21 protein-coding genes are annotated in these 24,390 nt (G+C 71.1%); 6 read left to right on the top strand and 15 right to left on the bottom strand.

The features are described from left to right. Positions 1-257 precede the first annotated feature (257 nt). On the top strand, positions 258-1,391 hold the full coding sequence (locus ABZS40_RS03280) for a hypothetical protein (RefSeq protein WP_354941388.1): 1,134 nt from the start codon (positions 258-260) through the stop codon (positions 1,389-1,391). A 257-nt stretch (positions 1,392-1,648) separates the two neighbouring features. On the opposite strand, the gene ABZS40_RS03275 is transcribed toward ABZS40_RS03280, so the two are convergent. Further along, positions 1,649-2,158 (bottom strand): hypothetical protein, encoded by a 510-nt coding sequence (locus tag ABZS40_RS03275; protein WP_354941386.1) that lies wholly within the window; start codon positions 2,156-2,158, stop codon positions 1,649-1,651. Positions 2,159-2,375: 217 nt separating this feature from the next. On the opposite strand from ABZS40_RS03275, the gene ABZS40_RS03270 reads away from it, so the two are divergent. After that, complete coding sequence (locus ABZS40_RS03270) at positions 2,376-2,603, top strand: helix-turn-helix domain-containing protein (protein ID WP_030490852.1); 228 nt, start codon at positions 2,376-2,378, stop codon at positions 2,601-2,603. 231 nt (positions 2,604-2,834) lie between these two features. Then, positions 2,835-3,431 carry an Rv3235 family protein gene (locus ABZS40_RS03265; protein WP_354941384.1) on the top strand — a complete coding sequence of 199 codons (597 nt, stop codon included), beginning with the start codon at positions 2,835-2,837 and terminating at the stop codon, positions 3,429-3,431. 136 nt (positions 3,432-3,567) lie between these two features. Here the strand turns inward: ABZS40_RS03265 and secA are convergent, their stop codons facing one another. Further along, a complete protein-coding gene (gene secA, locus ABZS40_RS03260) occupies positions 3,568-6,492 on the bottom strand; it encodes a preprotein translocase subunit SecA (RefSeq protein WP_354941382.1) in 2,925 nt (974 codons plus the stop codon). 168 nt (positions 6,493-6,660) lie between these two features. On the opposite strand from secA, the gene ABZS40_RS03255 reads away from it, so the two are divergent. Further along, positions 6,661-7,812, top strand: a complete 1,152-nt coding sequence (locus ABZS40_RS03255) for a GNAT family N-acetyltransferase (protein ID WP_354941380.1) — start codon at positions 6,661-6,663, stop codon at positions 7,810-7,812. Next, complete coding sequence (locus tag ABZS40_RS03250) at positions 7,809-8,921, top strand: GNAT family N-acetyltransferase (protein WP_354941378.1); 1,113 nt, start codon at positions 7,809-7,811, stop codon at positions 8,919-8,921. The genes ABZS40_RS03255 and ABZS40_RS03250 overlap by 4 nt, the downstream gene beginning before the upstream one ends. 67 nt (positions 8,922-8,988) lie before the next feature. Here ABZS40_RS03250 and raiA read toward each other — a convergent pair whose 3' ends face one another. The 8 genes from raiA to efeU all read right to left on the bottom strand — a co-directional run bounded on the left by raiA (position 8,989) and on the right by efeU (position 18,434). Beyond that, entirely contained in the window at positions 8,989-9,624 is a 636-nt protein-coding gene (gene raiA / locus ABZS40_RS03245) for a ribosome-associated translation inhibitor RaiA (RefSeq protein ID WP_196921222.1), read from the bottom strand. Positions 9,625-9,869: 245 nt separating this feature from the next. Continuing rightward, positions 9,870-10,577 (bottom strand): ComF family protein, encoded by a 708-nt coding sequence (locus tag ABZS40_RS03240; RefSeq protein WP_354941376.1) that lies wholly within the window; start codon positions 10,575-10,577, stop codon positions 9,870-9,872. Between the two features lie 4 nt (positions 10,578-10,581). Further along, positions 10,582-12,360, bottom strand: coding sequence for an LpqB family beta-propeller domain-containing protein (locus ABZS40_RS03235; protein ID WP_354941600.1), 1,779 nt, complete (start codon positions 12,358-12,360; stop codon positions 10,582-10,584). 32 nt (positions 12,361-12,392) lie between these two features. Further along, on the bottom strand, positions 12,393-14,150 hold the full coding sequence (gene mtrB / locus ABZS40_RS03230; protein WP_354941374.1) for an MtrAB system histidine kinase MtrB: 1,758 nt from the start codon (positions 14,148-14,150) through the stop codon (positions 12,393-12,395). 12 nt (positions 14,151-14,162) lie between these two features. Then, positions 14,163-14,852 carry an MtrAB system response regulator MtrA gene (gene mtrA / locus ABZS40_RS03225; protein WP_030331519.1) on the bottom strand — a complete coding sequence of 230 codons (690 nt, stop codon included), beginning with the start codon at positions 14,850-14,852 and terminating at the stop codon, positions 14,163-14,165. A 223-nt stretch (positions 14,853-15,075) separates the two neighbouring features. Then, entirely contained in the window at positions 15,076-16,353 is a 1,278-nt protein-coding gene (efeB, locus tag ABZS40_RS03220; RefSeq protein ID WP_354941371.1) for an iron uptake transporter deferrochelatase/peroxidase subunit, read from the bottom strand. A gap of 25 nt (positions 16,354-16,378) precedes the next feature. After that, a complete protein-coding gene (gene efeO / locus ABZS40_RS03215; RefSeq protein WP_354941369.1) occupies positions 16,379-17,512 on the bottom strand; it encodes an iron uptake system protein EfeO in 1,134 nt (377 codons plus the stop codon). Between the two features lie 22 nt (positions 17,513-17,534). Beyond that, on the bottom strand, positions 17,535-18,434 hold the full coding sequence (efeU, locus tag ABZS40_RS03210; protein WP_354941367.1) for an iron uptake transporter permease EfeU: 900 nt from the start codon (positions 18,432-18,434) through the stop codon (positions 17,535-17,537). 160 nt (positions 18,435-18,594) lie between these two features. On the opposite strand from efeU, the gene ABZS40_RS03205 reads away from it, so the two are divergent. Further along, positions 18,595-18,741: a hypothetical protein gene (locus ABZS40_RS03205; protein ID WP_354941365.1), complete on the top strand. Its 147-nt coding sequence runs from the start codon at positions 18,595-18,597 to the stop codon at positions 18,739-18,741. 162 nt (positions 18,742-18,903) lie between these two features. Here the strand turns inward: ABZS40_RS03205 and ahcY are convergent, their stop codons facing one another. The 5 genes from ahcY to ABZS40_RS03180 all read right to left on the bottom strand — a co-directional run bounded on the left by ahcY (position 18,904) and on the right by ABZS40_RS03180 (position 24,336). Then, positions 18,904-20,430, bottom strand: a complete 1,527-nt coding sequence (ahcY, locus tag ABZS40_RS03200) for an adenosylhomocysteinase (RefSeq protein ID WP_354941363.1) — start codon at positions 20,428-20,430, stop codon at positions 18,904-18,906. 279 nt (positions 20,431-20,709) lie between these two features. After that, on the bottom strand, positions 20,710-21,879 hold the full coding sequence (manA, locus tag ABZS40_RS03195; protein WP_354941361.1) for a mannose-6-phosphate isomerase, class I: 1,170 nt from the start codon (positions 21,877-21,879) through the stop codon (positions 20,710-20,712). Between the two features lie 3 nt (positions 21,880-21,882). After that, positions 21,883-22,890: a cation diffusion facilitator family transporter gene (locus tag ABZS40_RS03190; RefSeq protein ID WP_354941359.1), complete on the bottom strand. Its 1,008-nt coding sequence runs from the start codon at positions 22,888-22,890 to the stop codon at positions 21,883-21,885. A gap of 67 nt (positions 22,891-22,957) precedes the next feature. Next, positions 22,958-24,154, bottom strand: coding sequence for an SIS domain-containing protein (locus ABZS40_RS03185; protein ID WP_145787176.1), 1,197 nt, complete (start codon positions 24,152-24,154; stop codon positions 22,958-22,960). After that, positions 24,151-24,336: a Trm112 family protein gene (locus tag ABZS40_RS03180; protein WP_354941357.1), complete on the bottom strand. Its 186-nt coding sequence runs from the start codon at positions 24,334-24,336 to the stop codon at positions 24,151-24,153. The genes ABZS40_RS03185 and ABZS40_RS03180 overlap by 4 nt, the downstream gene beginning before the upstream one ends. Positions 24,337-24,390: the final 54 nt, after the last annotated feature.

Below are 24,390 nucleotides of genomic sequence, written 5' to 3'. Positions count from 1 at the left end.
ACCGGACCCGCGGGCACCGACCGGATGGCCGGACACCGGACGCCACACGGGAGGCCGAGCAGCGGCGGGACCTCCCGTGATCCTCCCACGGCGGGCTACGCGACCCACGTCCGCCATCGCCCTGCGCCAAGGACCGCCCCACCCCTCCTCCCCTTACCGAACGGCCTCGATCCGTCCCGCTGTCCCGGGGCGACAGGCTGCCCAGCCGGCCCGCGTACCCTGAATGGTCGGTGACCTGCCGCCTCGAAGGGGAGACGATGACCAAGCAGCCCGGCCGCGTCCCGGCCGCTGAGTCGGACGAGCCGGCGGTCGACGCGGCCAGCGCCGGCAGTCGGCCGCTGCCCGCCCCCGGCGCAGCAGTGCTCGCGCTGCTGGCGCTCGGTTGGCTGGCTGCCATGCTCTGGTCCACCCGGGAGGCCATCACCTCGGCGGCGGCCGGGGTCACCGCGATCAGCCTCTCCGCGTTCGCCCTGCCCGGCGTGATCTCGGCCGCGCTGGTGGCCGGGGCGGCCGTCGCGCTGGCCGGTGGCAACCTGCTGGCCCGCCGCTACGGCGACTGGGCCACACTGCGCTTCGCCGGGGCGATCGGCGGCGGAATGCTGGTCGGGCTCGCTGCCGCGGTGGCCATCAACCTCACCTACTTCGACACGTCCACCACCAACGTGATCGCCGGCACCACGGCGGCGGCGGCGATCATCGGGGGCGCGCTGGCCGGCGCGCGGACCGCCCCGGCGATCGGTGCTGTGGTCACCGCCGCGCTGGGCACGCTGATCTTCGTGGTCGCGTTCAGCCGCGCCCGGGACCCGCTGTTCGACCTCTTCGGTGCCGGCGACAGCCAGGAATCGTTGATAAACGCGGCCAAGTGGGTGTCCCGTACCGAATCGCTCGTCGCCGGGCTGCTCGCCGGGCTACTGGCCTTCGGCTACCTGACCTGGGCACGGCGTCGCGCCGTCCGCCGCGACCCGGACACCCCGGCGCTGCGCTGGCCGGCGTATCTGCTCGCCGGGGCCGGCCCGGGGCTCCTCCTGCTGCTCGCCGAAGTGATCATCCGGATCGGCGGCCGGTCGCTGCTCGACCTCGCCAGCGCGCTGAGCGAGGCGGACGCCGTGGCGCAGACCTCGCTGGGCACCTCGCGGGTGGACAACGGCATCTGGGTGCTCTTCGTGGGGGCGCTGACAGCGCTCATCGCGTTCGGCCGCACGCTCAGCCCGGCCCACAGCGACGACGACGAACCGGCCGACGGTCCGGACCCGGTGGCGGACCAGCTCGCCCCGGAGGACGACAAGCCGGGCTACGCCAAGGCGTTCGACGCCGACCCGGCCGAGACGTCCGACGGCGACGCGGCTGAGACGTCCGACGCGGACCCCGCGAAGGCGGACCCGGCTCGCTGACCAGGCGCGCCAGGACGTTGGTCCTCATGGACGGCATGATCGCGGTCCTGCGGTGGCTTCAGGAGAGAGGCGGATCTCCTGGGGCTGTTGGAACTCGCCGCGCTGCCGACCATTCGGGAAGAGCGCCATCAAGGTCGTCGATGGCGGTGTTGACGTCGTCTCCGAAGGCGACTGGAGACTGATCAACCCCTGACCGGGACGTCCCTTCAGCCGAGCCGGGTGTCCGGCTCAGGCTGCCGCTCCGGGCTCCGACCTGCTCAGTCGGTCGCGCCTAGCAACTGGTCCAGCTCCGTCACGTCGTACCACTCCAGCTCGTGGTCCTCGGCGCCGTCGACGGTGAACTGGGCGTCCGGGTCACCAGCCGCCGCCTCGGCCACCACGTCGGCCGCCGCGCCGATCCCCTCGGCCGCGTCCGCGCTGTCCACGTGGATGGCCGCGACGGCGCCCACCGGCACGGCGTCGGTCAACGTCACAGTGCTGGAGCCCAGCTCACCGTCGCCACGACCGACAGCTGCCGACGGCAGGTCGACCGAGACGACGACGCGTCGGCGAGGAGCGGTCGGGTCGGCCCGGAGCAGGTGCAGGGCGTCCTGGGCAGCTCGGGTGAAGGCGACGTACTCCAACTCCTCCTCGTCACCCTCGGCGTACCACTCGCGCAGCGCCGGGGTCACGGCGTGCGCCTGGTCGGCGGCCAGCCCTTCCTCACGCAGCCGGGCCAGCATCGGCACGGTCGCCGGCACGTACACCCGGACAAGCTCGTCGGTCACCGGTCGTCTCCCCGCGTCGTCCTCCACCGGCGGCCGCCGGCACGGGCGCAGATCATGCCGCACGCCGTGACCGTCATACACCCCGCCTCCGCCCGGAGGAAGCTCCCAGCCGGTGTGTCCCGCGTGGTCGCCCCGGCCCCCGACCCGGGGCTGGTGCTGGGCGGCGGAGGCTGTCGGTGGCAAACTGAGCCAAACGACATCAACCCCGGGAGTTCCTGTGGAGCCGAGGTTCCTGCTGCTCTCCGACGTGGCCGCCGAGCTCAACGTGTCTGACTCGCAGGTCTACCACATGGTGCGCAGCGGAGAACTGCCGGCGATCAAGATCGGCGGGCGCGGCCAGTGGCGCGTCGAGCGCGCCCGCCTGGAGGAGTACATAGCGCGCAAATATGACGAGACGGCAGACTGGGTGCAGAGCAACCCGCTGGTCGACCGCGACCCCGAGTAGCACAGCCCCGACCTGACTTGTTCGCCCCACCCGCGCCGGAGCGTGATCCACACGGTTTTGCGGAAGTCGGGGTATTCGGACCGCTTGGGACCCCGCGATTTCAAGGAACCCGAGTGGATCATGCGCCTCGTCGGGCGGAGGCTGCCTCGAAGCCATTGACCGGGACCGTTCTGTCGCTCAGAATTGAGCTGGTCGTAGGCAAACGAAGGCAAACGCAAGATCAAGGGGGCCATGATGAGCGGAGCGCGACCCGGTCCTTCCCGACCACCCGTGCGACTGCGCCCCGTCCCGCCCTTCGACCCGCCGTACGTTGACGAGGCCGACGGGTCGTACTGGCCGGTGCCGACCGACGGTCAGCTCGCCCTCGACCTTTTCGCCTCCACCCGGCCCAGCCCGGTCCGGCCGCCGGAACGGCGAGCAGCCCTGCGCCCGGTGCCCAGCCGGTCCACCACCACCCATCCGGTCGCGTCGTTGCCGCCGTCGACCGCGCCGGAAACCACCCGAGCCGCGCACCGCTTCGTCGGCACGTGCCTGGAGGTGGTCAACGGCTACCGTTCGCCGACCCAGGTGCGAGCGCTGCTCGACCCGGCCAGAGCGGGCGACCTGCTCACCGAACTCGCCCGCGCACCCGGCCGGGCCGGGACATCCCGCCGCCGCACCGGCCGGCCACTGGTGCGGCTGTTACGCCTGCGAGTCTGCGAGCCCCGGGAGACCGCTGTAGAGGCGGCAGCCGTCCTCACCGGCACGGGCGGCCGCAGTTGGGCGATGGCACTGCGCCTCGAACATCGCCGGGGCCGCTGGCTCTGCGTTGCCCTCCACGTGCTCTGACCACACCTGCCCCCGGTCGTCGGCGGGGGCTCGACGACACCGACGGGCCCCAGCCTGGGTAGGCCGGGACCCGTCGGTCAGACGCTGTCAGTGCGGCTGCTGTCGGCGCAGACGCTCTCGGTGCAGGTGCTGTTGGTCAGTTGCCGCCGTTGGGTGCGCCATGGCAGCGCTTGTACTTGCGGCCCGAGCCACACGGGCACGGCGCGTTGCGGGACGGGCCGTTGCTCGCCTCCGCCTGGTTCGGCGCCGGCCGGCGGGCGGCCGACGGAACAGTCGGGCCACGCAGCCCGGACGCCGGCCGCTGCGGAGCGGACGGCGCGCTCTGCCCCGGTGCCGCCGGAGCACCCTGAGCCGGTCGGCCCACACCGAGCGCCGGAGCCTGCTGCTGGGCCTGCTCCACGGCGACCGCGCCGGGGCTGGCCTCACCGTCGATGGTGGGCGCGGAGTATTGCAGGCCCTGCCGCCGCGGTGCCTGGTTGAGGCCCTTGGCCCGGATCTCCACCGGCTTGTCGAGCAGGGTGACCTCGTCGGCCCCCTCCTCCGGCTCCGGTTCGGTCACCTGGACGTCGACGTTGTAGAGGAAACCGACGGTCTCCTCCTTGATGCCGTCCATCATGGTGGCGAACATGTCGAAGCCCTCGCGCTGGTATTCCACCACCGGGTCGCGCTGGGCGTACGCACGGAGGTTGATGCCCTCCTGGAGGTAGTCCATCTCGTAGAGGTGCTCGCGCCACTTGCGGTCGATGACCTGGAGCAGCACCATCCGCTCGAGTTGGCGCACGCCCTCGGAGCCGACCTCCTCCTCACGCCGGTCGTACGCGGCGTTGGCGTCCTCCTTGATGCGGGCGACAAGGAAGTCGGCGTCCATGCCGGCCCGGGAGCCACCGGCCTCCTCCTCCAGCTCCTCGATCGTCACGCCGACCGGGTAGAGCTGCTTCAGGCTGGACCAGAGCTGCTCAAGGTCCCAGTCTTCGCCGTAGCCGTCGGAGGTGGCACCCCGCACGTACGCCTCGACGGTGTCATCGATCATGTTGCGGACCTGGTCGGAGAGGTCTTCGCCGTTGAGCACCCGGAGCCGCTCGGCGTAGACGACCTGGCGCTGCTTGTTGAGCACCTCGTCGTACTTGAGCACGTTCTTGCGGATCTCGGCGTTCTGGCCCTCGATCTGGGCCTGGGCGCTCTTGATCTGCTTGCTGACCATCTTCGACTCGATGGGCACGTCCTCCGGGATGTTGAAGCGCTCCATCACCGCCTCGACCGCGCCGGCTCGGAAGCGTCGCATCAGCTCGTCCTGAAGGGACAGGTAGAACCGGGACTCGCCCGGGTCGCCCTGCCGGCCGGCGCGACCGCGCAGCTGGTTGTCGATCCGCCGGGACTCGTGCCGCTCGGTGCCCAGCACGTAGAGGCCACCGGCGGCCGAGACCTCTTCCGCCTCGGTGTCGCAGGCCTGCTTCCAGGTGGGAAGGACCTCCTCCAACGCCTTGGCGTAATCCTCCTCGTTCTCCAGCGGGTCGAGGCCGCGCTGGCGCAGCTCGTTAGCGGCGAGGAACTCAGGGTTGCCGCCGAGGAGGATGTCGGTGCCACGGCCGGCCATGTTGGTGGCCACGGTGACCCCGCCCTTCCGCCCGGCCTGGGCGATGATCTCGGCCTCCCGGGCGTGGAACTTGGCGTTCAGCACGTTGTGCGGGATGCCGCGTCGGCGCAGCAACTGGGAGAGGATCTCGGAGTTTTCCACCGAGACGGTGCCGACCAGCACCGGCTGGCCCATCTGGTGCCGCTCGGCGATGTCCTCGATGACGGCGTTGAACTTGGCCTTCTCCGTCTTGTAGATGACGTCCGGCCGGTCCTCGCGAACCATCGGGCGGTGGGTCGGGATGGTCACGACGCCGACCTTGTAGACCTTGTTGAACTCGCTCGCCTCGGTCTGCGCCGTACCGGTCATTCCGGACAGCTTCTCGTAGAGGCGGAAGTAGTTCTGGAGGGTGATGGTGGCCAGGGTCTGGTTCTCCTGCTTGATCTCCACCCCCTCCTTGGCCTCGATCGCCTGGTGCATGCCCTCGTTGTAGCGACGGCCGTGCAGGATGCGACCGGTGAACTCGTCGACGATCAGGACCTCACCGTCGCTGACGATGTAGTCCTTGTCGCGCTTGTAGAGCTCCTTGGCCTTGATGGCGTTGTTGAGGTAGCCGACCAGCGGGGTGTTCACCGACTCGTACAGGTTGTCGATGCCCAGCCGGTCCTCGACCTTGGCGACACCCCGCTCGGTCACCGCGATGGTGCGCTTGGAGTAGTCGACCTCGTAGTCGCCCTCACCGTCGGTGCCGGGCTGGAGCCGAGCCACCACGCCGGCGAACTCGCCGTACCAGCGGGCGGAGTGCTCGGCCGGGCCGGAGATGATCAGCGGGGTGCGGGCCTCGTCGATCAGGATGGAGTCGACCTCGTCGACCACCGCGAAGTTGTGCCCGCGCTGCACCAGCTCGTCCTTCGACCAGGCCATGTTGTCGCGCAGGTAGTCGAAGCCGAACTCGTTGTTGGTGCCGTAGGTGATGTCGCACTCGTAGGCGGCCTTGTGCTCGGTGGCCGGCCGGTTGGGCAGCACCACGCCGACGGTCAGCCCGAGGAACTCGTGCACCCGGCCCATCCACGCCGCGTCACGCTGGGCGAGGTAGTCGTTGACCGTGATCACGTGGACGCCCTTGCCGGAGAGGGCGTTGAGGTAGACGGCCATGACCGAGGTCAGCGTCTTACCCTCACCGGTCTTCATCTCGGCGATGTTGCCGAAGTGCAGCGCCGCGCCGCCCATCACCTGGACGTCGTACGGGCGCTGGCCGAGCACCCTGGCGGCCGCCTCGCGGGCCACCGCGAACGCCTCCGGCAGCAGGTCGTCGAGGGTCTCACCCTCGTCGAGCCGCTCCCGGAACTGTTCGGTCATGCCGGCCAGTTCCTCATCGGTGAGGTTGACGTAGTCGTCCTCGATCGAGGTGACGGCGGCGGCGATGGCCTTGAGCCGTCGCACCATGCGGCCCTCGCCCGCGTTAAGGACCTTTTCCAGAATCGACACGGATCAACGCTCCCCTAGACAGTCTCGAACCATCGTAGGCGCTCCATCGGCGCGATGGTCACTGGTGGCGGTGCTCGACCCCACCGAACCCGACATAACTCGCGTCCGGCGCACGCTCCAAACGTTATCCGGTTACGCCGTCGGCGAACGCTACGGCAGGATGCACGAGTGGAGCCTGTGGAGATCATCGAGGACGGCGTGCTGCTGCGGCCCTGGCGAGAGACGGATGCCGAGGCCGTGCACCGAGCCTGCCAGGACCCGGACATTCAGCGTTGGACCACCGTACCGCGCCCGTACCGGCCGGAACACGCGCACGGATTTGTCACCGGGATGAGCCGGACGGCGTGGGCCGACGGCACCGGGGCACCGTTCGCGGTCTGCGATCCGAGCACCGGGGAGCTGCTGGGCTCCAGCGGGCTGATCTCGATCGACAAGGACGGCACCGGTGAGATCGGCTACTGGACGGCGCCCTGGGCGCGTGGTCGGGGCGTGATGGTCCGGGCCGCCCGGGCAGTGGCCCGCTGGTCCTTCGACACCCTCGGGCTTCGCCGGCTCATCTGGCAGGCCGAGGTGGGCAACCACGCCTCCCGGCTGGTGGCCCTCCGGGCTGGTTTCCGGATCGACGGCCGGTTGCGGCTGGCCAACCCGGCGCTGCACGGCAGCGCGGACGGCTGGATCGGCTCGCTGCTGCCCGGCGAGGTGCCGGCCGCCGGGTCGACCGGGCCGGCCGGACCGGGCACCCTCGCCGCCCGGCGGGCCGCCGTCTTCGGCCGCCCGCAGCCCGTTCTGTTCGCCGAGTCCAGGGCCGGCGAGCTTCGTCTGCGGCCCATGGAGGAGCAGGACCTGGACGCCGTGGTGCAGACCTCCCAGGACCCGGAGACCATCCGCTGGACGACGGTGCCGGACCCGTACGAGCGCGCCGACGCGCAGGGCTTCCAGGCTTACGGCCGGGACGCCTGGGCTCGGGGGGACGCCGCCTGCTTCGTGATCGCCGACCCCGACGACCGGTACGCGGGCACGCTCGAACTGCGGCTCTCCCCCGCCGACCCGCTGGTGGCCGACGTCGGCTTCGTGACCGCGCCGACGGCCCGGGGTCGGGGCTATCTGCCTGCCGCGCTTGTCGCGGTCAGCGCCTGGGGCTTCAGCACGTTGGGCCTGGCGCGGATCGAGTGGAAGGCGAACGTGGGCAACACGGCCTCCCGCCGGGCGGCGGAGAAGGCGGGCTTCCTGATCGAGGGAACCGCCCGCGGCGGTGTGCAGCACCGGGGTGAACGGGTGGACGTGTGGGTCGGTGCGCTTCTCGCGAAGGATCTGGGATGAACCTGCGGCCGGTCGTCGAGGCGTACGGGGTGCGGCTGCGCCCGTTCCGCGCGCAGGACAGCGCCGACGTGGTCGACGGCTGCGCGGACCCGCTGACTCAACGGTTCGTGTCGAACCTGCCGACGCCGTACACCGAGACCGATGCCCGCTGGTGGATCGACGTCGGCGCCCCCGCGGCCTGGACCGGCGGCGGCACGGCGTACGCCGTCGCGGACCCCGCTACCGATCGGCTGCTCGGAGCTGTGGGGTCGAACAACCCGGTGCCCGCCCGGGGTCAGCTGGAGATCGGCTACTGGATGCGGCCGGTGGCGCGCGGTCGCGGGCTGGCCACCGCGGCGACTCGCGCGCTGAGTGAGCACGCGTTCGACGCCGGGGCGGCCCGACTGGAGCTGCTCACCGAACCGGAGAACGGCCCGAGCCAGCGGGTCGCGCTGGCCGCCGGCTTCGGCTACGAGGGTCTGCGCCGGTCGGCTGGTGCGTCCCGCGACGCGGGCCGGCACGATCTGCTGGCCTGGGTACGCGTCGCCGGTGATCCGCCCGGCCCGGCCGCCCGGCTGCTGCCCGACCTGCCCGGCGGGGTGCTCACCGACCAGGTGGTGGCGCTGCGTCCGCTCGCGCCGGACGACGCGGCGCTGATGTACCTGCTGCACAGCCGACCCGAGGTGGTGGCGAACCAGGCGCCGCCGGTGCCGCCGACCCGTGAGGCGATGGAGCGGCGTTGTCGTCTCTCCCAGAGCGGCTGGCTGACCGGCGAGATCGCCCGGCTGCTGATCACGGACGTGGCCAGCGGAGAGCCCGTGGGCAGTTGCGGGTTGTCGTACACCGACGTGGCCGTCGGCGAGGCGTCGGTCGGCTACGCGTTGCTGCCGGACTGGCGTGGCCGGGGGTACGCGACGCGGGCGGTCCGGTTGCTCGCGGGCTGGGCGTTCGGCCCGGCCGGTATCGCCCGGCTGTCGGCCGGCACGGTGCCGGACAACACCGCGTCGCACCGGGTGCTGGAGCGGGTCGGGTTTCGGCGCGAGGCCGTTCAGCGCGGCCGGCTGCCCGGGCTGGCCGGCGCCCGTCTGGACGACCTGACCTTCGCGCTGCTCCCCGCCGACCTCCGCTGACGGATCATGGAGTTGTGGTGGGCGTTTCCCCACCACAACTCCATGATCGACGCGGATCGGCTACCTGTCAGGTGGCGAGGGAGATGATGCCGTAGTCGTACGCGTGACGCCGGTAGACGACGCTCGGGCGGCCGGACTCCTTGTCCTGGAAAAGGTAGAAGTCGTGGCCGACAAGCTCCATCTCGAACAACGCGTCGTCGATGGTCATCGGCTCGGCCGGGTGCACCTTCTCCCGGGCGATGTGCCACGGCTGGTCGTCGTGCTCCTCTTCGACGCGCTCCGCGACCGCGGTGCCGGCGCGGGCGCCATCGCTCGGCGCGCTCAGCGCGCTGGGCACCAGGTCCGCGACCGGCAGGCCCGCTGTGGCCTCGGCGACGGAGATCGGCGCGTGCCGGCCCCGGTGTACGCGGCGGCGGTCGGCCGCGCGGCGCAGTCGGGTGTCGAGCTTCGCGATGGCCGCGTCGAGCGCGCTGTAGAAGTCGTTGGTGCAGGCTTCGGCCCGAATGACCGGGCCCCGGGAAACGCAGGTGATCTCCACCCGCTGGCAGTGGTCGGCCTGGCGCGGATTGCGCTCGTGAAACAGCTCGACATCAACGCGAATAAGTTTGTGGTCGTAGCGTTCGATCTTCGCGAGTTTCTCGGCTACGTGTACCCGGTAATGGTCCGGCACTTCGACGTTTCGGCCCTTGACCACGATGTCCACGTGACCTCCCTTGTTCGGACGGTCTTCGATCCGGTTACCCGGCCGCGCGCCGTGGGGAGACCCGCTGGCGTCGACCGGTTGGTACGGCTACGCCTCCTCTCACCGCCAGGGGCGGGTGGAACGACCTCCTACCCCCGACAGCGAAACGCTAACTCTTGTTTGCCCGGCCGTCACCCCATGTTGCCGAGACCGCCCAGGATTTTTCGCACCTCATACACCAACGGGTGAAACGGAAACACTATCGGTTACGACTGGTGTCTTTTCTCGGTCGCCGCGAGCACCGCCGCGACGCTCGGTCCCCATCCCGTCGCGGTCAGCACCCGGCTCGCGGCGGCGAGGGTCACGCCGGTGGTGACGATGTCGTCGAGCAGCACCACGACCGGCGCCGCGCCTCCGGCACGACCCCGGACCGGCCCGGTCGAGCGGGGCTGGAAGGCCGCCTCGGCCGCCGCCGCGCGCCCGGCGCTGTCCAGGGTGACCGAGTCGGGCCGGGGCGACGCCCGCAGCGGACGATGCACCCGCACCGCCCAACCGCTGCGGTGGAGCCGGGCCGCGCAGTGCCGGGCCAGCCGGTCGAGGTGGTCCCCGTAGCGGGACCGGGCCGCCGCCGCGGTGTCCGGGACCGGAACCAACGCCAGCGGGCGGGCCCCACCGACGGCCGCCGCGACGACCTCGGCGAGCAGCGCGCCGAGCGGGCGGGCCAGGCCGTGTCGGCCGTGTTCCTTGTACGCCAGCAGAGCCTCGCGCAGCGGACCCGCGTACGGGCCGAGGGCGACGCAGGACGGCAGGCCCGGCGGGGCGGGGGTGGGGCGGACCGCCCGTGGCCGCAGTTCACCCAGGGCCACGACACAGGCTGGACAGACCCCGTGCCGCAGGCCGGGTCGGCGCTCCCGACAACCGGCGCAGTCGGCGGGCAGCACCAGGTCGGCGAGGTCCGCCCAGAGACCGCTCACCGTGTCAGTAGAGGAAGAACGGCGCCGACGGGTTGCTCGGCCGGACACCTGTCGGCACCGGGGCGATGTCGCGTACCCGGCCGGGCTCGATCCGTTCGAACGGGCTGCTGCGGTAGGCCACCCCGTTCGCCTCGTACATGTAGGCCCCGCTGGGCGCCCGCACGCTGCGGTTGGTCGGGTACGCGGTCAGGTGGGTGACCTTGGCGCCGAGTTCGGTCTTCAGCGGCGTCTCCAGGGCGCCGTCGACACTGACCTCGTAGATCGCCGGCTGGCCGAACGACCCCGCCACCACGAGCTGGTCCTCCCTGCCCCAGTCGACAGCCGTCGGGTTGGTCAGCGAGGTCACCAGCTCTCGGGGCGGGCCGATGGAGACCCCGCCGCCGTCGAGGTTGACAGCGGCGACGTAGAGACGGCCGCCGGCGATCAGCGCCACCCGCTGGCCGTCCAACGCGGCGGCCACCGCGGTGACCCCGGCGGAGGGCAGGTTGAGCGGCACCGGATACATCCGGGCCGCCTCGTCGAACCGGTAGAGCTGCCCGTCGGCCACCACCAGGCCGCGGCTGGGACGGTTGTCGACGGTACGCAGCCAGACCGGTCGACCTATCGCGGAGTAGTCGGTGCCGCTGCGGCTGAGCACGGAGACCGGGTCGGCACCCGTGCCGACGGCGAGTCGGTACCGGTTCTTGCCGCTGCCGGAGACCACCATCGCGGCGAGGATCCGGCGGTCCTTGGCCAGCCCGAGGCTGGCGGAGACGACGTTGCGGTTGGCCTCGGGTGTCAACGGCACCGTGCCGCTGGGCTCGCCTTCGAAGTCGAGTGGGTGGATCGCGCCGTCGTACACACCGAAGCGCTGCGGGCTGGCGGCATGCGGGTAGAGCGCCCGGGAGCCTCGTCGCTCACCCAGGTCCACAACGGGCTGCGCGTTGTTGCGGATCTTCAACTCCAGTTGGCCGGGGAGGTCGCCCAACGACCAGGCGATCTGCGTGATCAACTGATCGATTCCGTTCTGGTCGTCACCGGACATGTCCAGGTTGACCTCCCATCGACCGTTCCCGCCGGTGGCGTTGTTGATCAGCTCGGTGCGGTCCGGCAGCCCGACGACTCCCGGGCGCAACCAGTCGGAGGGGCCGCCGACCAGCCACTTCACCACCTCGTTGACCTGCCGCTCAACCGGCACCGCCTGCGGCCGGTAGCGCTGGTCGGGCACCAGGCGGCTGCGGTCCGAACTCCAGAAGTAGATCGTCTCGTCCTGGTAGTACTGACGAAGGGCGATGTCGCTGAGCAGCAGCACGTTGGGCGGGTTGATGATGTAGAGGCCGGCCCGGTCCTCGTTGGCGCCGCTGTTGGAGGACGCGATGCGCAGGCCGAACTCGTACTCCGTCTCGGTCGCCACCGGTGGGGCCAGGGTGCCGTTGGTCCGCAGCACCCCGATCTGCTGCACGGCGATCTTCACGGTCGTGGTCGTGTCTCTGTTGAGGGTGTAGACCGCCTCGCGCAGCCGGACCACGTTCAGCGCGACCTCGCTGCCCTTCTTGTCCTGTAGGCGGATCCTGTCCTCCGGGGCGATGAACGCCTTGACCCGCTCGTACGCCCGATCCGGCTCGCCTGCGGCGGCGGACAGGAAGTTGCTGACGAACGTCTCGTTGACGCTGCCGCTGGCCGACCGCGTCGGTGGCTCACTGCCCCGACTGATCACACCGGCCTCGGTCGCGGCGCCGCCCTTGCCGTCGACCCGCACGTCGGATGCCGCCGGGATGCCACAGCCGGCGCCCAGCAGCACCATCACGCCGAGAGCCCCGAGCACAGTTGGCCGTCTCACGAGCGCACCTCCGTCCGCTGCCCGTCCCCGGCCGGAGCCGGGCCGATCGCCAGTGCCCCGCCGGTGCCGGGACCGATGGCCAGTGGGCCACCGTCGCGGGGGCCGAGGAACGGCAGGGCGGCGTCGGCCGGCACCAGCCGCAGCGGTGAGGTGGTCAGCCGATCGCCCGCGCGGGCCGGCAGGGTGAGCCGGAACTGCGCGCCCTGGCCGGGAGCACCCCACGCCTCCAGCCAGCCGCCGTGCAGCCGAGCGTCCTCCAGGCTGATCGACAGGCCCAGGCCGGTGCCCCCGGTCTGCCGGGCGCGGGACGGGTCCGCCCGCCAGAACCGGTTGAACACCAGCTTCTCCTCGCCCACCTTCAGCCCCACGCCGTGGTCGCGGACGGTGATCGCCACGGCGGTCTCGTCGATGCCGAGGGTGATCAGCACCGGGCGGGCCTCACCGTGTTCGACGGCGTTGCCGACGAGGTTGCGCAACACCCGCTCGACCCGGCGCGGGTCGACCTCGGCGATCACCGGCGTGCCCGGCAGGTCGAGTTCGATCGGTACGCCCACCCGCTCGGCCAGGCCAGCCAGCCGGTCGACCACCCGGTGCACCACCGGCACCAGATCGGTCGGCTCGGAATCCAGCATGGCGAAGCCCGCGTCGAACCGACTGATCTCCAGCAGGTCGGTGAGCAGCTCCTCGAATCGATCCAGCTCGGCCTGGAGCAGCTCGGCGCTGCGGGCGACCGCCGGGTCGAACTCGTCGCGCTCGGCGAAGATCAGGTCGGCGGCCATCCGGACCGTGGTCAGCGGGGTACGCAGCTCGTGGGAGACGTCGGAGGTGAAGCGGCGCTGCAACCGGGACATCTCTTCCAGGCGCAGGATCTGCCGTTGCAGGTTGGTGGCCATCTGGTTGAACGACGCGGCGAGCAGGGCCAGGTCGTCCTCGCCGTTGACCACCATCCGCTGGTCGAGCAGGCCCGCGGAGAGCCGCTGGGCGGTTCGTGCGGCGACCCGGACCGGGTTGACCACCAGCCGGGTGACCAGCGCCGCGAGCAACCCGAGCAGGATCACCAGCGCGACCCCGGTGGCCACCACTGTGGCTCGGGCGTCGCCGGCGGTGACGTCCTGCCGGCCCAGCGGCACCAGATAGTAGAGCTCGATCTGGCCGAAGCGGGTGGGCACCGGCGAGCCGTAGACCAGGTATTTGGTGGTATCGCCGGTGAGTCGCCCGGTGCGGATCTGGCTGGCGACCTTGCCGTCGGCGATCGCGGCACGCAGCTCGGGGCTGATCAGCGACTGGACGTTCGCGGAGGGCGAGGTGCGCGTCTGGATGTCGTTGGGGTAGTCGTCGGCGGTGATCGCCACCACCACACCGCTGGTCTGCTGGGGGTCGCCGCCGGCCAGGTAGTTGACAGTGCCGTCGATCGTCTCCTGGAGCTGCGCCTCCTGCGGCTGCCCGTAGAAGGAGACCTGCTTGGCCGCGTAGCTGGCGCCGCTGGTCACCCGCTGCCGGACGTCGCTGCGAGCACTGTCGAGCAGGATCGTGGTGATCTTGTCGGCGATCAGGAACGCGAACCCGCCGACCAGCAGGCTGGACGCGACGAGCGTGATGGTCACGACCCGGACCTGGAGCGAGCGGCGCCAGGTCTGGTGCGCCCGACCCACCGCCCGGGCGACCCGACCGCTCACCGCACGCCAGAGCTCCCCGCCGGCGCTGGGCCGGCGGGCAGCAATACTCGGGGCGGGTGGGGGCGGCGAGGTCGACACAGTGCGACCAGGCTATCCGGTCCCTGCCTTGTAGCCCACGCCCCGCACGGTCAGGATGATTTCCGGTCGCTCCGGGTCCGGCTCGATCTTGGCCCGCAACCGCTGGACGTGCACGTTGACCAGACGGGTGTCGGCCGCGTGCCGGTAGCCCCAGACCTGTTCGAGCAGCACCTCGCGGGTGAAGACCTGACGTGGCTTGCGGGCGAGCGCGACCAGCAGGTCGAACTCCAGCGGCGTCAGCTTCACCTCCTCGTCGTTGCGGCTCACGGTGTGCGCCGGCACGTCGATGGTGATCTGGTTGTCGGGCGGCCCGATGGTGAGCATCTCCGGGGCCACGTCCTCGCCCCGGCGCAGTCGGGCCCGCATCCGGGCCACCAGTTCCTTGGGCTTGAACGGCTTGACCACGTAGTCGTCGGCGCCGGACTCCAGGCCGAGCACGACGTCCACGGTGTCGCTCTTGGCGGTCAGCATGACGATGGGCACGCCGGACTCCGCACGGATCGACCGGGCGACGTCGATACCGCTCATACCGGGAAGCATCAGGTCAAGCAGCACGATATCGGGACGACTGTCGCGAAAAGCGGCCAACGCCCGCTCGCCGTCCGCCACAAACGAGGGCAGGAAACCCTCACTGCGCAGCACGATGCCGAGCATCTCGGCGAGCGCGGGGTCATCGTCGACCACCAGTACGCGGGCTCTCATGGGATTAATATTGCATCCTCATTCAGTTCGGTGGGACCGGCGTCCGCCGGTAATGCTTCGCGCCGCCGTCAGAACGGTGACCGCGGTCCGCCGCGGCGGCGCCACGGGCTGCGGTACCTGGCGCACGGATGGCCGTCGCCAGGCTGCCACCATGATCCCCCTTCGGCGCCGCCCGGCGCCACCGCAGGCCGGGCCGATCCGGTTGTCGCCATCCGGACGACGGTCAGCCGAACAGCCCACGCCCCCAGTGGTCCCCGCCGTCGCGTACCCCGGGCGGACAGGCGAACACGCCGCTGGAGACGTGTCGTAGGTACTCGTTCATCACGTCGTGCCGGGCCAACTGCGTCTGGATCGGTACGAACTGACGCCGTGGATCGCGCTGGTAGGCGATGAAGAAGAGACCCGCGTCGAGCCGGCCGAGGCCGTCCGAGCCGTCGACGAAGTTGTAACCCCGGCGCAGCAGCTGGGCGCCGCTGTTCCGGCTCGGGTGGGCCAGCGCGACATGGGCGTGCTCGGCGATCACCGGCTTCCCGTCCGCGCCACGCGCGGCGAAGTCGGGCTGGTCGAACTCGTCGCTTCGACCCAGTGGCGCGCCACTGCCCTTGGTCCGGCCGACGATCTCCTCCTGCTCGGCGAGGGAGGTCCGGTCCCAGGTCTCCACGAGCATCCGGATCTTGCGGGTGACCAGGTACGAGCCTCCGGCCATCCAGTCCGGCCCGTCGCCCGGCTGCACCCACAACTGGTCGCGCAGCAGCTCGGTGTCCTCGGCCTTGAGGTTGGCAGTGCCGTCCTTGAACCCGAAGAGGTTGCGCGCGGTGGCCTGGTCCCGTGAGGTCGACGAGGTGCGGCCGAAGCCGAGCTGCGACCAGCGGACGCTCACCACGCCCATGCCGAGCCGGGCCAGGTTGCGGATCGCGTGCACCGCCACCTGCGGGTCGTTGGCGCAGGCCTGGACGCAGAGGTCGCCGCCGGAGAGCTGCGCCTGCAACGCGTCGCCGGGAAACTTCGGCAGCTCGGCAAGGGCTGCGGGCCGACGGTCGGCGAGGCCGAAGCGGTCCCGCCCGTCGGCGTCGCGGAACAACGTCGGCCCGAACCCGATGGTGAGGGTGAGCTGCGAGGGAGGCAGGCCGAGCGCTTCGCCGGTGTCGTCCGGTGGGGCCTCCGGCATTCCGCCGACCGCACCGAGCACCCCGGCGTCGCGTCCCGCGGTCATCCGGGCGGCGGCGGCCGTCCACTGCTCGAGCAGTTCGATCAGCCGGGCCCGGTCCTTGGTGATCACGTCGAAGGCCACGAAGTGCAGCCGGTCCTGCGCCGGGGTGACGATGCCGGCCTGGTGCTCACCGTGGAACGGCACCGCCCCGGCCGGGTGGTCGCTCGCCGCGGCCGGGCCATGGGAGCCGTTCAACAGCGCCCCGGCGCCGGCCGCCACTCCGGCGACCCCGGCCACCCCGGCGCCGGCCAGGGTGATCGCCCGGCGCCGGGTGAACCTGCTCCCGCTCATCGACTCGACCCTTTCTGCCAGGTGGTCACTTCGCGACGGCCGCGGCGACCTTGCTGATCGGCTCGGCGAGCGCGTTGATCCCGTCGGAGAGCTCCTTGAGCTCGGCCTTGCTCAGCGCGGTGTGCAGCTTCCACCCGTCGCCGTCGCGGTGCTTGCCGAGCAGTCCCTCGACGTTGGTGAACTCGGTGTCCAGCTGCGTGACCAGCTCCGGCGAGCGCTGCTGCAACGCGGGCCGCAGGGCGGACACGGCGGCCTTGGAACCTTCGAGGTTGGCGGCGAAGTCCCACAGGTCGGTGTGCGAGTAGCGGTCCTCCTCGCCGGTGATCTTGCCGCTGGCCACCTCGTCGAGCAGTTCCTTGGCACCGTTGGCGAGCTGGAGCGGGGAGAGCTTCTCGGCGTTGGCCTTGGCCACGATCTCCTTGACGTCGACCAGCAGTCGGTCGGCGATCGGGCCGTCCTTGCTGATGTCACCGGACTGCCAGAGGTCCTTCTCGATCCGGTGGAAGCCGGTGAACTCCATCCCCTCCTCGATGACCTCCTCGCGGCCGTCGATCTTGGGGTCGAGGTCACCGAAGATCTCGGCGACCGGCTCGATCCGCTCCCAGTAGGTGCGGGCGACCGGGTACAGCGCCTTCGACTTCGCCACATCGCCGGCCTTGACCGCGCCGACGAACTCCTCGGTCTTGTCCAACAGCGCTGTGGTCTGGCTCTTGACGTAGCGCTGGTAGTTGTCGGTGGCGTCACCCAGCGCGGCGTCGGCGGTGAGCGGCTGCGCCGACCCGCTGACCTTGAGCGCGCCCCGGATGCCCTTGCCACTCATCCCCGGCTTGCAGGCCGTCTGGTACGTGCCGGCAGGCAACTCCACGTGCAGCTCGCGGCTCAGCCCGGGGGCGATGTTCTCCACCTCGCCCATCACCCGGTCGCCGTCGGCGTACACGTAGAACTCGGTCACCTTCACGCCCGAGTTGGTGATCTTGAAGGTGGCGGTGCCGGCGCCCAGGTCGGTCGAGCCGACCTCACAGGCGGTGTCGCTGGCCTTGACCACGATCGGTCCCCCGGACGCGGCCGGGTCACCCTTGTCGGAGTCGGAGCAGGCGGCCAGACCGGCCGTCGCCAGCACGCCGGCGGCGGCCAGCGCGAAGAACTGGGTGGTACGCATCTGGGCTGTCTCTCCTCGTGGGTCAGGCACGCTGCGGCGTGGACGCCGCCTCGGCCTCGGCGCCGGTGTCGGCCCCGCGCTCGGTGACGGTGGTGGTGGTCGCGGTGGGTGCCGGCTTGCGCCGGGCCGGTCGCAGGAAGAGCAGGAGCACCGGTACGGCGTACGCGACCCAGGCGATCATCTCCAGCACGGTGGGCGCGGGAGTGACGTTGAACATGCCGGCGAGCAGGGCTGCGTACCAGGTGCTCGGGTCGAGCACGCTGGTGATGTCGAAGGCCAGGTCGTTCAGGCCGGGCAGGACGCCGGCCTCCTGGAAGTCGTGCACGCCGTACTTGAGGATGCCGGCAGCGACCAGGATCAGCAGCGCGCCGGTCCAGGTAAAGAACTTGCTGAGGTTGATCCGCAGGGCGCTGGCGTAGAGCAGCACGCCGAGGACCACGGCGGTGACGATGCCGCCGATCAACGCGAGCAGCGGGCCGCTGTCGCCGGCCGCGCCCTGGGCGGCCGAGTAGAAGATCAGCGCGGTCTCCAGCCCCTCGCGGATCACCGCGAGGAAGGCCATGCCGGCGACGGCGAGGGACCCGACGGCCAGCGCCTCGGTGAGCTTGCCCCGCAGTTCGCCGGCGATGGTCCGGGCGGCCCGACGCATCCAGAAGATCATCCAGGTCACGAAGACCACGGCGGCGACCGAGGTGATCGCCTCGAACAGCTCGCGATCCTCGGAACGGGACAGCAGCGAGGTCGACGTGTACTCGATCAGCCAGCCGAAGAGCACCGAGAGCGCCACGGCCAGGCCGACGCCCGCCCAGACCTGCGGCAGCCGATCCCGCCGCTGCGACTTCACCAGGAAGGCGACCAGGATGCTGACCACCAGGGTGGCTTCCAGCCCTTCCCGCAGACCGATCAGGTAGGTGGCGAACATCCGAGCTCCGAGTAGGTTAGGCACGCCTTGGCTGACTTAGGGCAGGCATACCTTCCTCCCTGCTCAGGGCGCTCGTCAAGTCGTTCACGACAAGCTCACTGGCCCGTGACGAAGACCCACGGCCGCCCGGCACCCGGTCGGCTGTGGGAGGATCCCCGCCGTGAGGGGATTCCTGCCGTGGTTGGCGGTGCTGGCCGTGGTGCTGCTGCTCAGCGCGCTACGTCTGCGGGCGCTGGCCACAGTCGTGTCGGTCGGCTGGCTGGTCTGGTGCCTCTGGACCTGGTTCCGCCCCACCCGCCGCAGCTGACCGCGCCCCCGCCCCCGCCTTCATCCCCGCGATCTTGCACTTCCTGCGGCGGCATATCGCGCCAAAAGCCGCAACCCTCCAACCGAAACTGCAAGATCGCGGAAGTGGTGGGACGACGAACCGGGCCGGCTGCGAACAGCCGACCCGGTCCGGAGATGTCGATCAGTAGCGGTAGTGATCCGGCTTGAACGGACCCTCAGTGGAGACGCCGAGGTAGGCGGCCTGCTCCTTGGTCAGCGTGCTCAGCTTGGCACCGAGCGCGCCGAGGTGCAGCCGGGCCACCTTCTCGTCCAGGTGCTTGGGCAGCACGTAGACGCCGATCGGGTACTCCTCGGTCTTGGTGAAGAGCTCGATCTGGGCGATCGTCTGGTTGGCGAACGAGTTCGACATGACGAAGCTCGGGTGCCCGGTCGCGTTGCCCAGGTTCAGCAGGCGACCCTCGGAGAGCACGATGATGGCGTGCCCGTCGGCGAAGCGCCACAGGTCGACCTGCGGCTTGATGTTGATCCGCTCGACGTCGGAGCGCTTGGCCAGCCCGGCCATGTCGATCTCGTTGTCGAAGTGGCCGATGTTGCCGACGATGGCCTGGTGCTTCATCCGGGCCATGTGCTCGTTGGTGATGACGTCGAAGCAGCCGGTGGCGGTGATGAAGATGTCGGCCTGCTCGACCACGTCGTCCAGGGTGGCGACCTGGTAGCCGTCCATCGCGGCCTGCAACGCGCAGATCGGGTCCACCTCGGTCACCACGACCCGGGCACCCTGGCCGCGCAGCGACTCGGCGCAACCCTTGCCCACGTCGCCGTAGCCCATGACGACAGCCATCTTGCCGCCGATCAGCACGTCGGTGGCGCGGTTGATGCCGTCGATGAGCGAGTGCCGGCAGCCGTACTTGTTGTCGAACTTGCTCTTGGTCACCGAGTCGTTGACGTTGATGGCCGGGAAGATCAGGGTGCCGGCCCGGTGCATCTCGTAGAGCCGGTGCACGCCGGTGGTGGTCTCCTCGGTCACGCCCTTGATGCCGGCGGAGATCCGGGTCCAGCGCTGGCCGTCCTCGCCGAGCGAGCGGTGCAGCAGCTGGAGGATGACCGCGTACTCCTCGGAGTCGGCGGACTCGACCGGCGGGACCGCCCCGGCCCGCTCGAACTCGGCGCCCTTGTGTACGAGCAGAGTGGCGTCGCCGCCGTCGTCGAGGATCATGTTGGGGCCATTGCCGGCTTCGCCGGTATCGCCAGCCGAGCCCGCAGGCCATGTCAGAGCCTTTTCGGTGCACCACCAGTACTCCGGCAGGGTCTCGCCCTTCCAGGCGTACACCGGAACCCCGGCCGGAGCCTCGGGGGTGCCGTCCGGGCCGACGACGATCGCCGCCGCGGCGTGGTCCTGCGTGGAGAAGATGTTGCAGGACGCCCAGCGCACCTGCGCGCCGAGCGCGACCAACGTCTCGATCAGGACGGCGGTCTGGATGGTCATGTGCAGGGAGCCGGTGATCCGCGCGCCGGCGAGCGGCTGTGCCTCCGCGAACTCGCGACGGATCGCCATCAGGCCGGGCATCTCGTGCTCGGCGAGCTGGATCTCTTTACGCCCGAACTCGGCGAGGGACAGATCCGCCACCTTGAAGTCGCCGTCGGCGAGCGTGCTCGGCCGGGCCTCGGACGGCGTGCCGCTGGCGGCTGCCGGGAGGGTGCTGGTCATGAAAGCTCCTGTCGAACGATGTCTGCGCCGACCCTCCACCTTACGCGCGTCGACAACGGGCATCAGGCACGGTCCGCGGACAGCGCACGGGGCGGTCGGTGGTGGACGGACCTTCCCGCCCACGTCCCGCCCGCCCCGTGCATCCCCCCGGTTTGGTTCCCCCGCACGTTCTCGGACCGTCGTCGCGATAACGCTGCGTACTCATAGAGTCACACTCAGGCAAGTCGGCGTCAAGCTATTCCGGGAAAGTCGGACTTGTGTCGTTGTTCGGAGCTGGAGTCAGCGCAGCCCGGACGTCGCCACGTACGCCACGCCGGCACCCTCGATGCGCAGCGGCGCTCCCGACGCCGTGCCGATCGCCGCCTCGCCCGAGGCCAGCGTCAACGCGCCGGCACCGTCGTCCACGGTGATCGAACCGCCGGCGCAGAGCACCACCCGAGGGCCGGGCAGCGGCAGCGGCAACGTCACCGAGGGCACCGCCGCGTCGACCCGCACCCGGTGCAGCGCGAAATCGTCCACCGGCACGGGCCACCAGTCCACGCCCGGGCCGACCGGCTGCGCGGCCCGCACCGGATCATCGAGCACCTCGAAGCGCAGCACCCGCAACAACTCGTCGACGTCCACCCGCTTCGGGGTCAGGCCGCCGCGTAGCACGTTGTCGCTGGCCGCCATGATCTCCACGCCGCAGCCGCTCAGGTAGGCGTGCAGATTGCCGGCGGGCATCCAGATCGCCTCCCCCGCCTCCAGCCGCAGGTGGTGCAACAGCAGCGCGACAAGCGCACCCGGATCCCCCGGGTACGCCTCGGCCAGCCGGCGGGTCAGCTCCGCGTCCGGGCCGTCGGCCGGCGATGCCACCACCGAGGCCAGCAGGTCGTGCCGCTTGGCGACCGGCCAGCCGAGCAGCGTCCGCACCGCCGTCCGCAACCCCGCCGGCCCGGCCCGCAACGCGGCGACCACCGGCGCCAACGCCGGTACGCCGAACGCGGCGATCGCCTCGGCCGACTCCGCCGGATCCCGGAACCCGCACAGCGCATCGAACGGGGTGAGAGCGACCAGCAACTCCGGCTTGTGGTGCGGGTCGGAGTAGTTGCGCCGCCCCTCGGGGCGCCCCGCCTCCGCCGCGTAGCCGGCCTGCGCCTGTTCGGCGTCCGGGTGGGCCTGCAGGCTCAGCGGGGCATCGGCCGCGAGCACCTTGAGCAGGAACGGCAGCCGGCTGCCGAACCGCTCGGACACCCGCTGGCCGAGCCACTGACCTGGTTCGTCCCGCACCAGGTCACAGAGGCTCACCCGCAGACCGGCGCGATCCACGTGGGCCGGGCCGCCCGGGTGGGCCCCCAACCACAGCTCCGCCTCCGGGCCCGCGCTCGGCACCGATCGCCCCTGGAGGAGGGCGATGGCCGAGCGCGAGCCCCAGGCGTAGTCCCGGATCGGCCCGTACAGTGGCTCCACCCGTCAGCCCCCGGGCCGCCCGGCCGCCTCGCCCGACGCGTCCTGCGGCTGCGGCACGGCGGTGTCGGCAGCGGCACCGGTGCCGGCCTCGGCGGCGGCGGCGCTGTAGACGTCCGGCTCCAAATAGATCACCCGGGCGACCGGCACCGCTGCGCGGATCCGCGCCTCGACGGCGTTGATGCCACGGGCCAGGTCGTGGGCGCTCTCCCACTCCGGAACGGCGATCTTGGCAGCCACCATCAGCTCTTCCGGGCCCAGGTAGAGCGTCTTCATGTGGATGATCCGCTCCACCTCGGGGCCGTCGGTGACGGCCCGCTCGATGGTTGCCAGCTCGGACGCCTCGGCGCCCTCACCGAGCAGCAGGCTCTTCGTCTCGATGGCCAGCACGACGGCGATGACGACCAGCAGGATGCCGATCATCGCGGTGCCCGCGGCGTCCCACTCGCCGTTGCCGGTGATCAGCGTCATGGTGACGCCGAACAGGGCGAACACCAGACCGACCAGCGCGCCGAAGTCCTCCAGGAGCACCACCGGCAGCTCCGGCGCCTTGGCGCGACGGATGAAACGCACCCAGGACTGGTTGCCCCGGACGTGGTTGGACTCCTTGATGGCGGTGCGGAAGGAGAACGACTCCATGATGATCGCCGCCACCAGCACGACCACCGGCAGCCAGTGCCAGGACTCGATGCCGCCCTTTTGATGCCACTTGTGGTACGCCTCATAGAGCGCGAACAGGCCACCGATGCTGAACAGCACGATGGACACGATGAACGCGTAGATGTAGCGCTCCCGGCCGTACCCGAACGGGTGTTCCGGGGTGGCCGCCCGCTTCGCCCGCTTGCCGCCGAGCAGCAGGAGGCCCTGGTTTCCGGAGTCGGCGACCGAGTGGACCGCCTCGGCCAGCATCGACGACGAGCCGGAGAGCAGGAACGCGATGAACTTGGTGACGGCGATGCCGATGTTGGCCAGCAGGGCGGCGACAATCGCCTTCGTCCCACCGTTGGCGCTCATGCCACCGCTCCGCTTCGCCGCACGAAGCCGACCGGTCCGCGCATGACGCGCCGCCCCCTACGTTCGTTCACTGGTTCGACAGCTCCTTCATTTCGGTGATGGCCGGAACGGCCATCGGGTCAAGCCCGTGTGCCAGGGCAAGGTAGATCGAGGCGAAATCCGGAACGGCGATCAGCGACGCCAGCCGCTCCAGCGCGGAGCCGCCCTCGGCGGTCACCACGTCGCACCGCACGCCACGGCGCTCCGCGAGGGTCTGCACCGCGTCCGCACGGCGCTCCTCGACGGCGAGCGGCTCGTCGGTGTCGTCCTCGGCGTTGAGCCCGCCGTCGCGCAGCAGCACCAGCCGCAGCCGGGTGCCCTCGCCGTCGTCCTCGGCCGGGTCGGCGAAGATGTCCCGCTCCCCCTCGGCCAGGCCGCCGAAGACGCCGTCGAGCAGCCCGACCCGACCCCGCCCGGCCTCACCCAGCGCCCCGGTGACCACCGGGTAGCGGGCGTTGGCCGACAGGGTGTCGCCGAACCGGCGGGCCGCCACCGTGGCCAGTGGGGACGAACCCCAGACGATCGGGATCGAGCCGGCCAGAGCCAGCGCCAGCGACTTCGCCGGGTTGACGAAGGACTCCGCGGCGGACCGGCAGCGGTCTGCGTCCGCGTCGAGCCGGGCAGCGGTCTCCGCCAGGTCCGCCTCGTTGACCTTCACGAGCCCGAGGGAACGGGCGGCGAGCAGGACCGGCACGGTCAGCGCCCAGAGGCTGGCCCGGGCCGGGGCACGCCGGGGCACCGGGATGAACGGCGCCCGGGCCTGCTCGGCGATCGACTGCAACTGCGAGTCCGGGGCACCCACGGCGACGAGTCGGGCACCACGGCGGTGGGCCGCCTCGGCGGCGCCGAGCGCCTCCGGGCTACGTCCGGACGCGCTCACCGCGATCACCACGTCGGCGGCGCCCACCCAGCCGGGTACGCCGGCGGAACGGTGCCCGATGATCGGGACCGGGCAGCGTGGCCCGGCGACAGTGGCCAGCACGTCCCCGGTACGCCCGGCGGTGCCGATGCCGGCGATCACGACGGCTCGGGGCCGCCCGTCGTCGGCGAGCACCGCGAGGTTCGCCTCGGCCGCCAGCGCGGCGCTCTCGCGAACCTGCGCACCGGCCGACGCCGTGTGCCGGAGCATGCCGCCCGGGTCGGCCTCGGCCAACGCCTGCGGGTTGTCGAGCAGGGCCTCGTCGGCGTCACGACGCCCGCTGACCCCGGCCGTACCGTCGATCATGAGGACTGCCCGGGGCCGCCGCGCGCCTCGTCGAGCAGCAGCACCGGCACGTCGTCGCGGACCTCGAAGATCCGACCGCACTCCGTACAGGTCAACGTCTGCGCCTCGGCGTCATAGGAGAGCGGGGCGTGGTGCGTGTCCGGACAGGCGAGGATCTCGAGCAACTGCGGATCCAGGGCCATGGCGCGGCTCCTTCCACGTGTACGGCTTGACCGACGGCGGTGCCGACCGGCGCA

The organism is Micromonospora sp. NPDC005324, from assembly GCF_040607155.1.
In the GTDB taxonomy this organism is placed as follows: domain Bacteria; phylum Actinomycetota; class Actinomycetes; order Mycobacteriales; family Micromonosporaceae; genus Micromonospora; species Micromonospora trifolii.
Note: the sequence above shows the minus strand (reverse complement) of the source record. Positions and strands in the feature narration are given on the sequence as shown.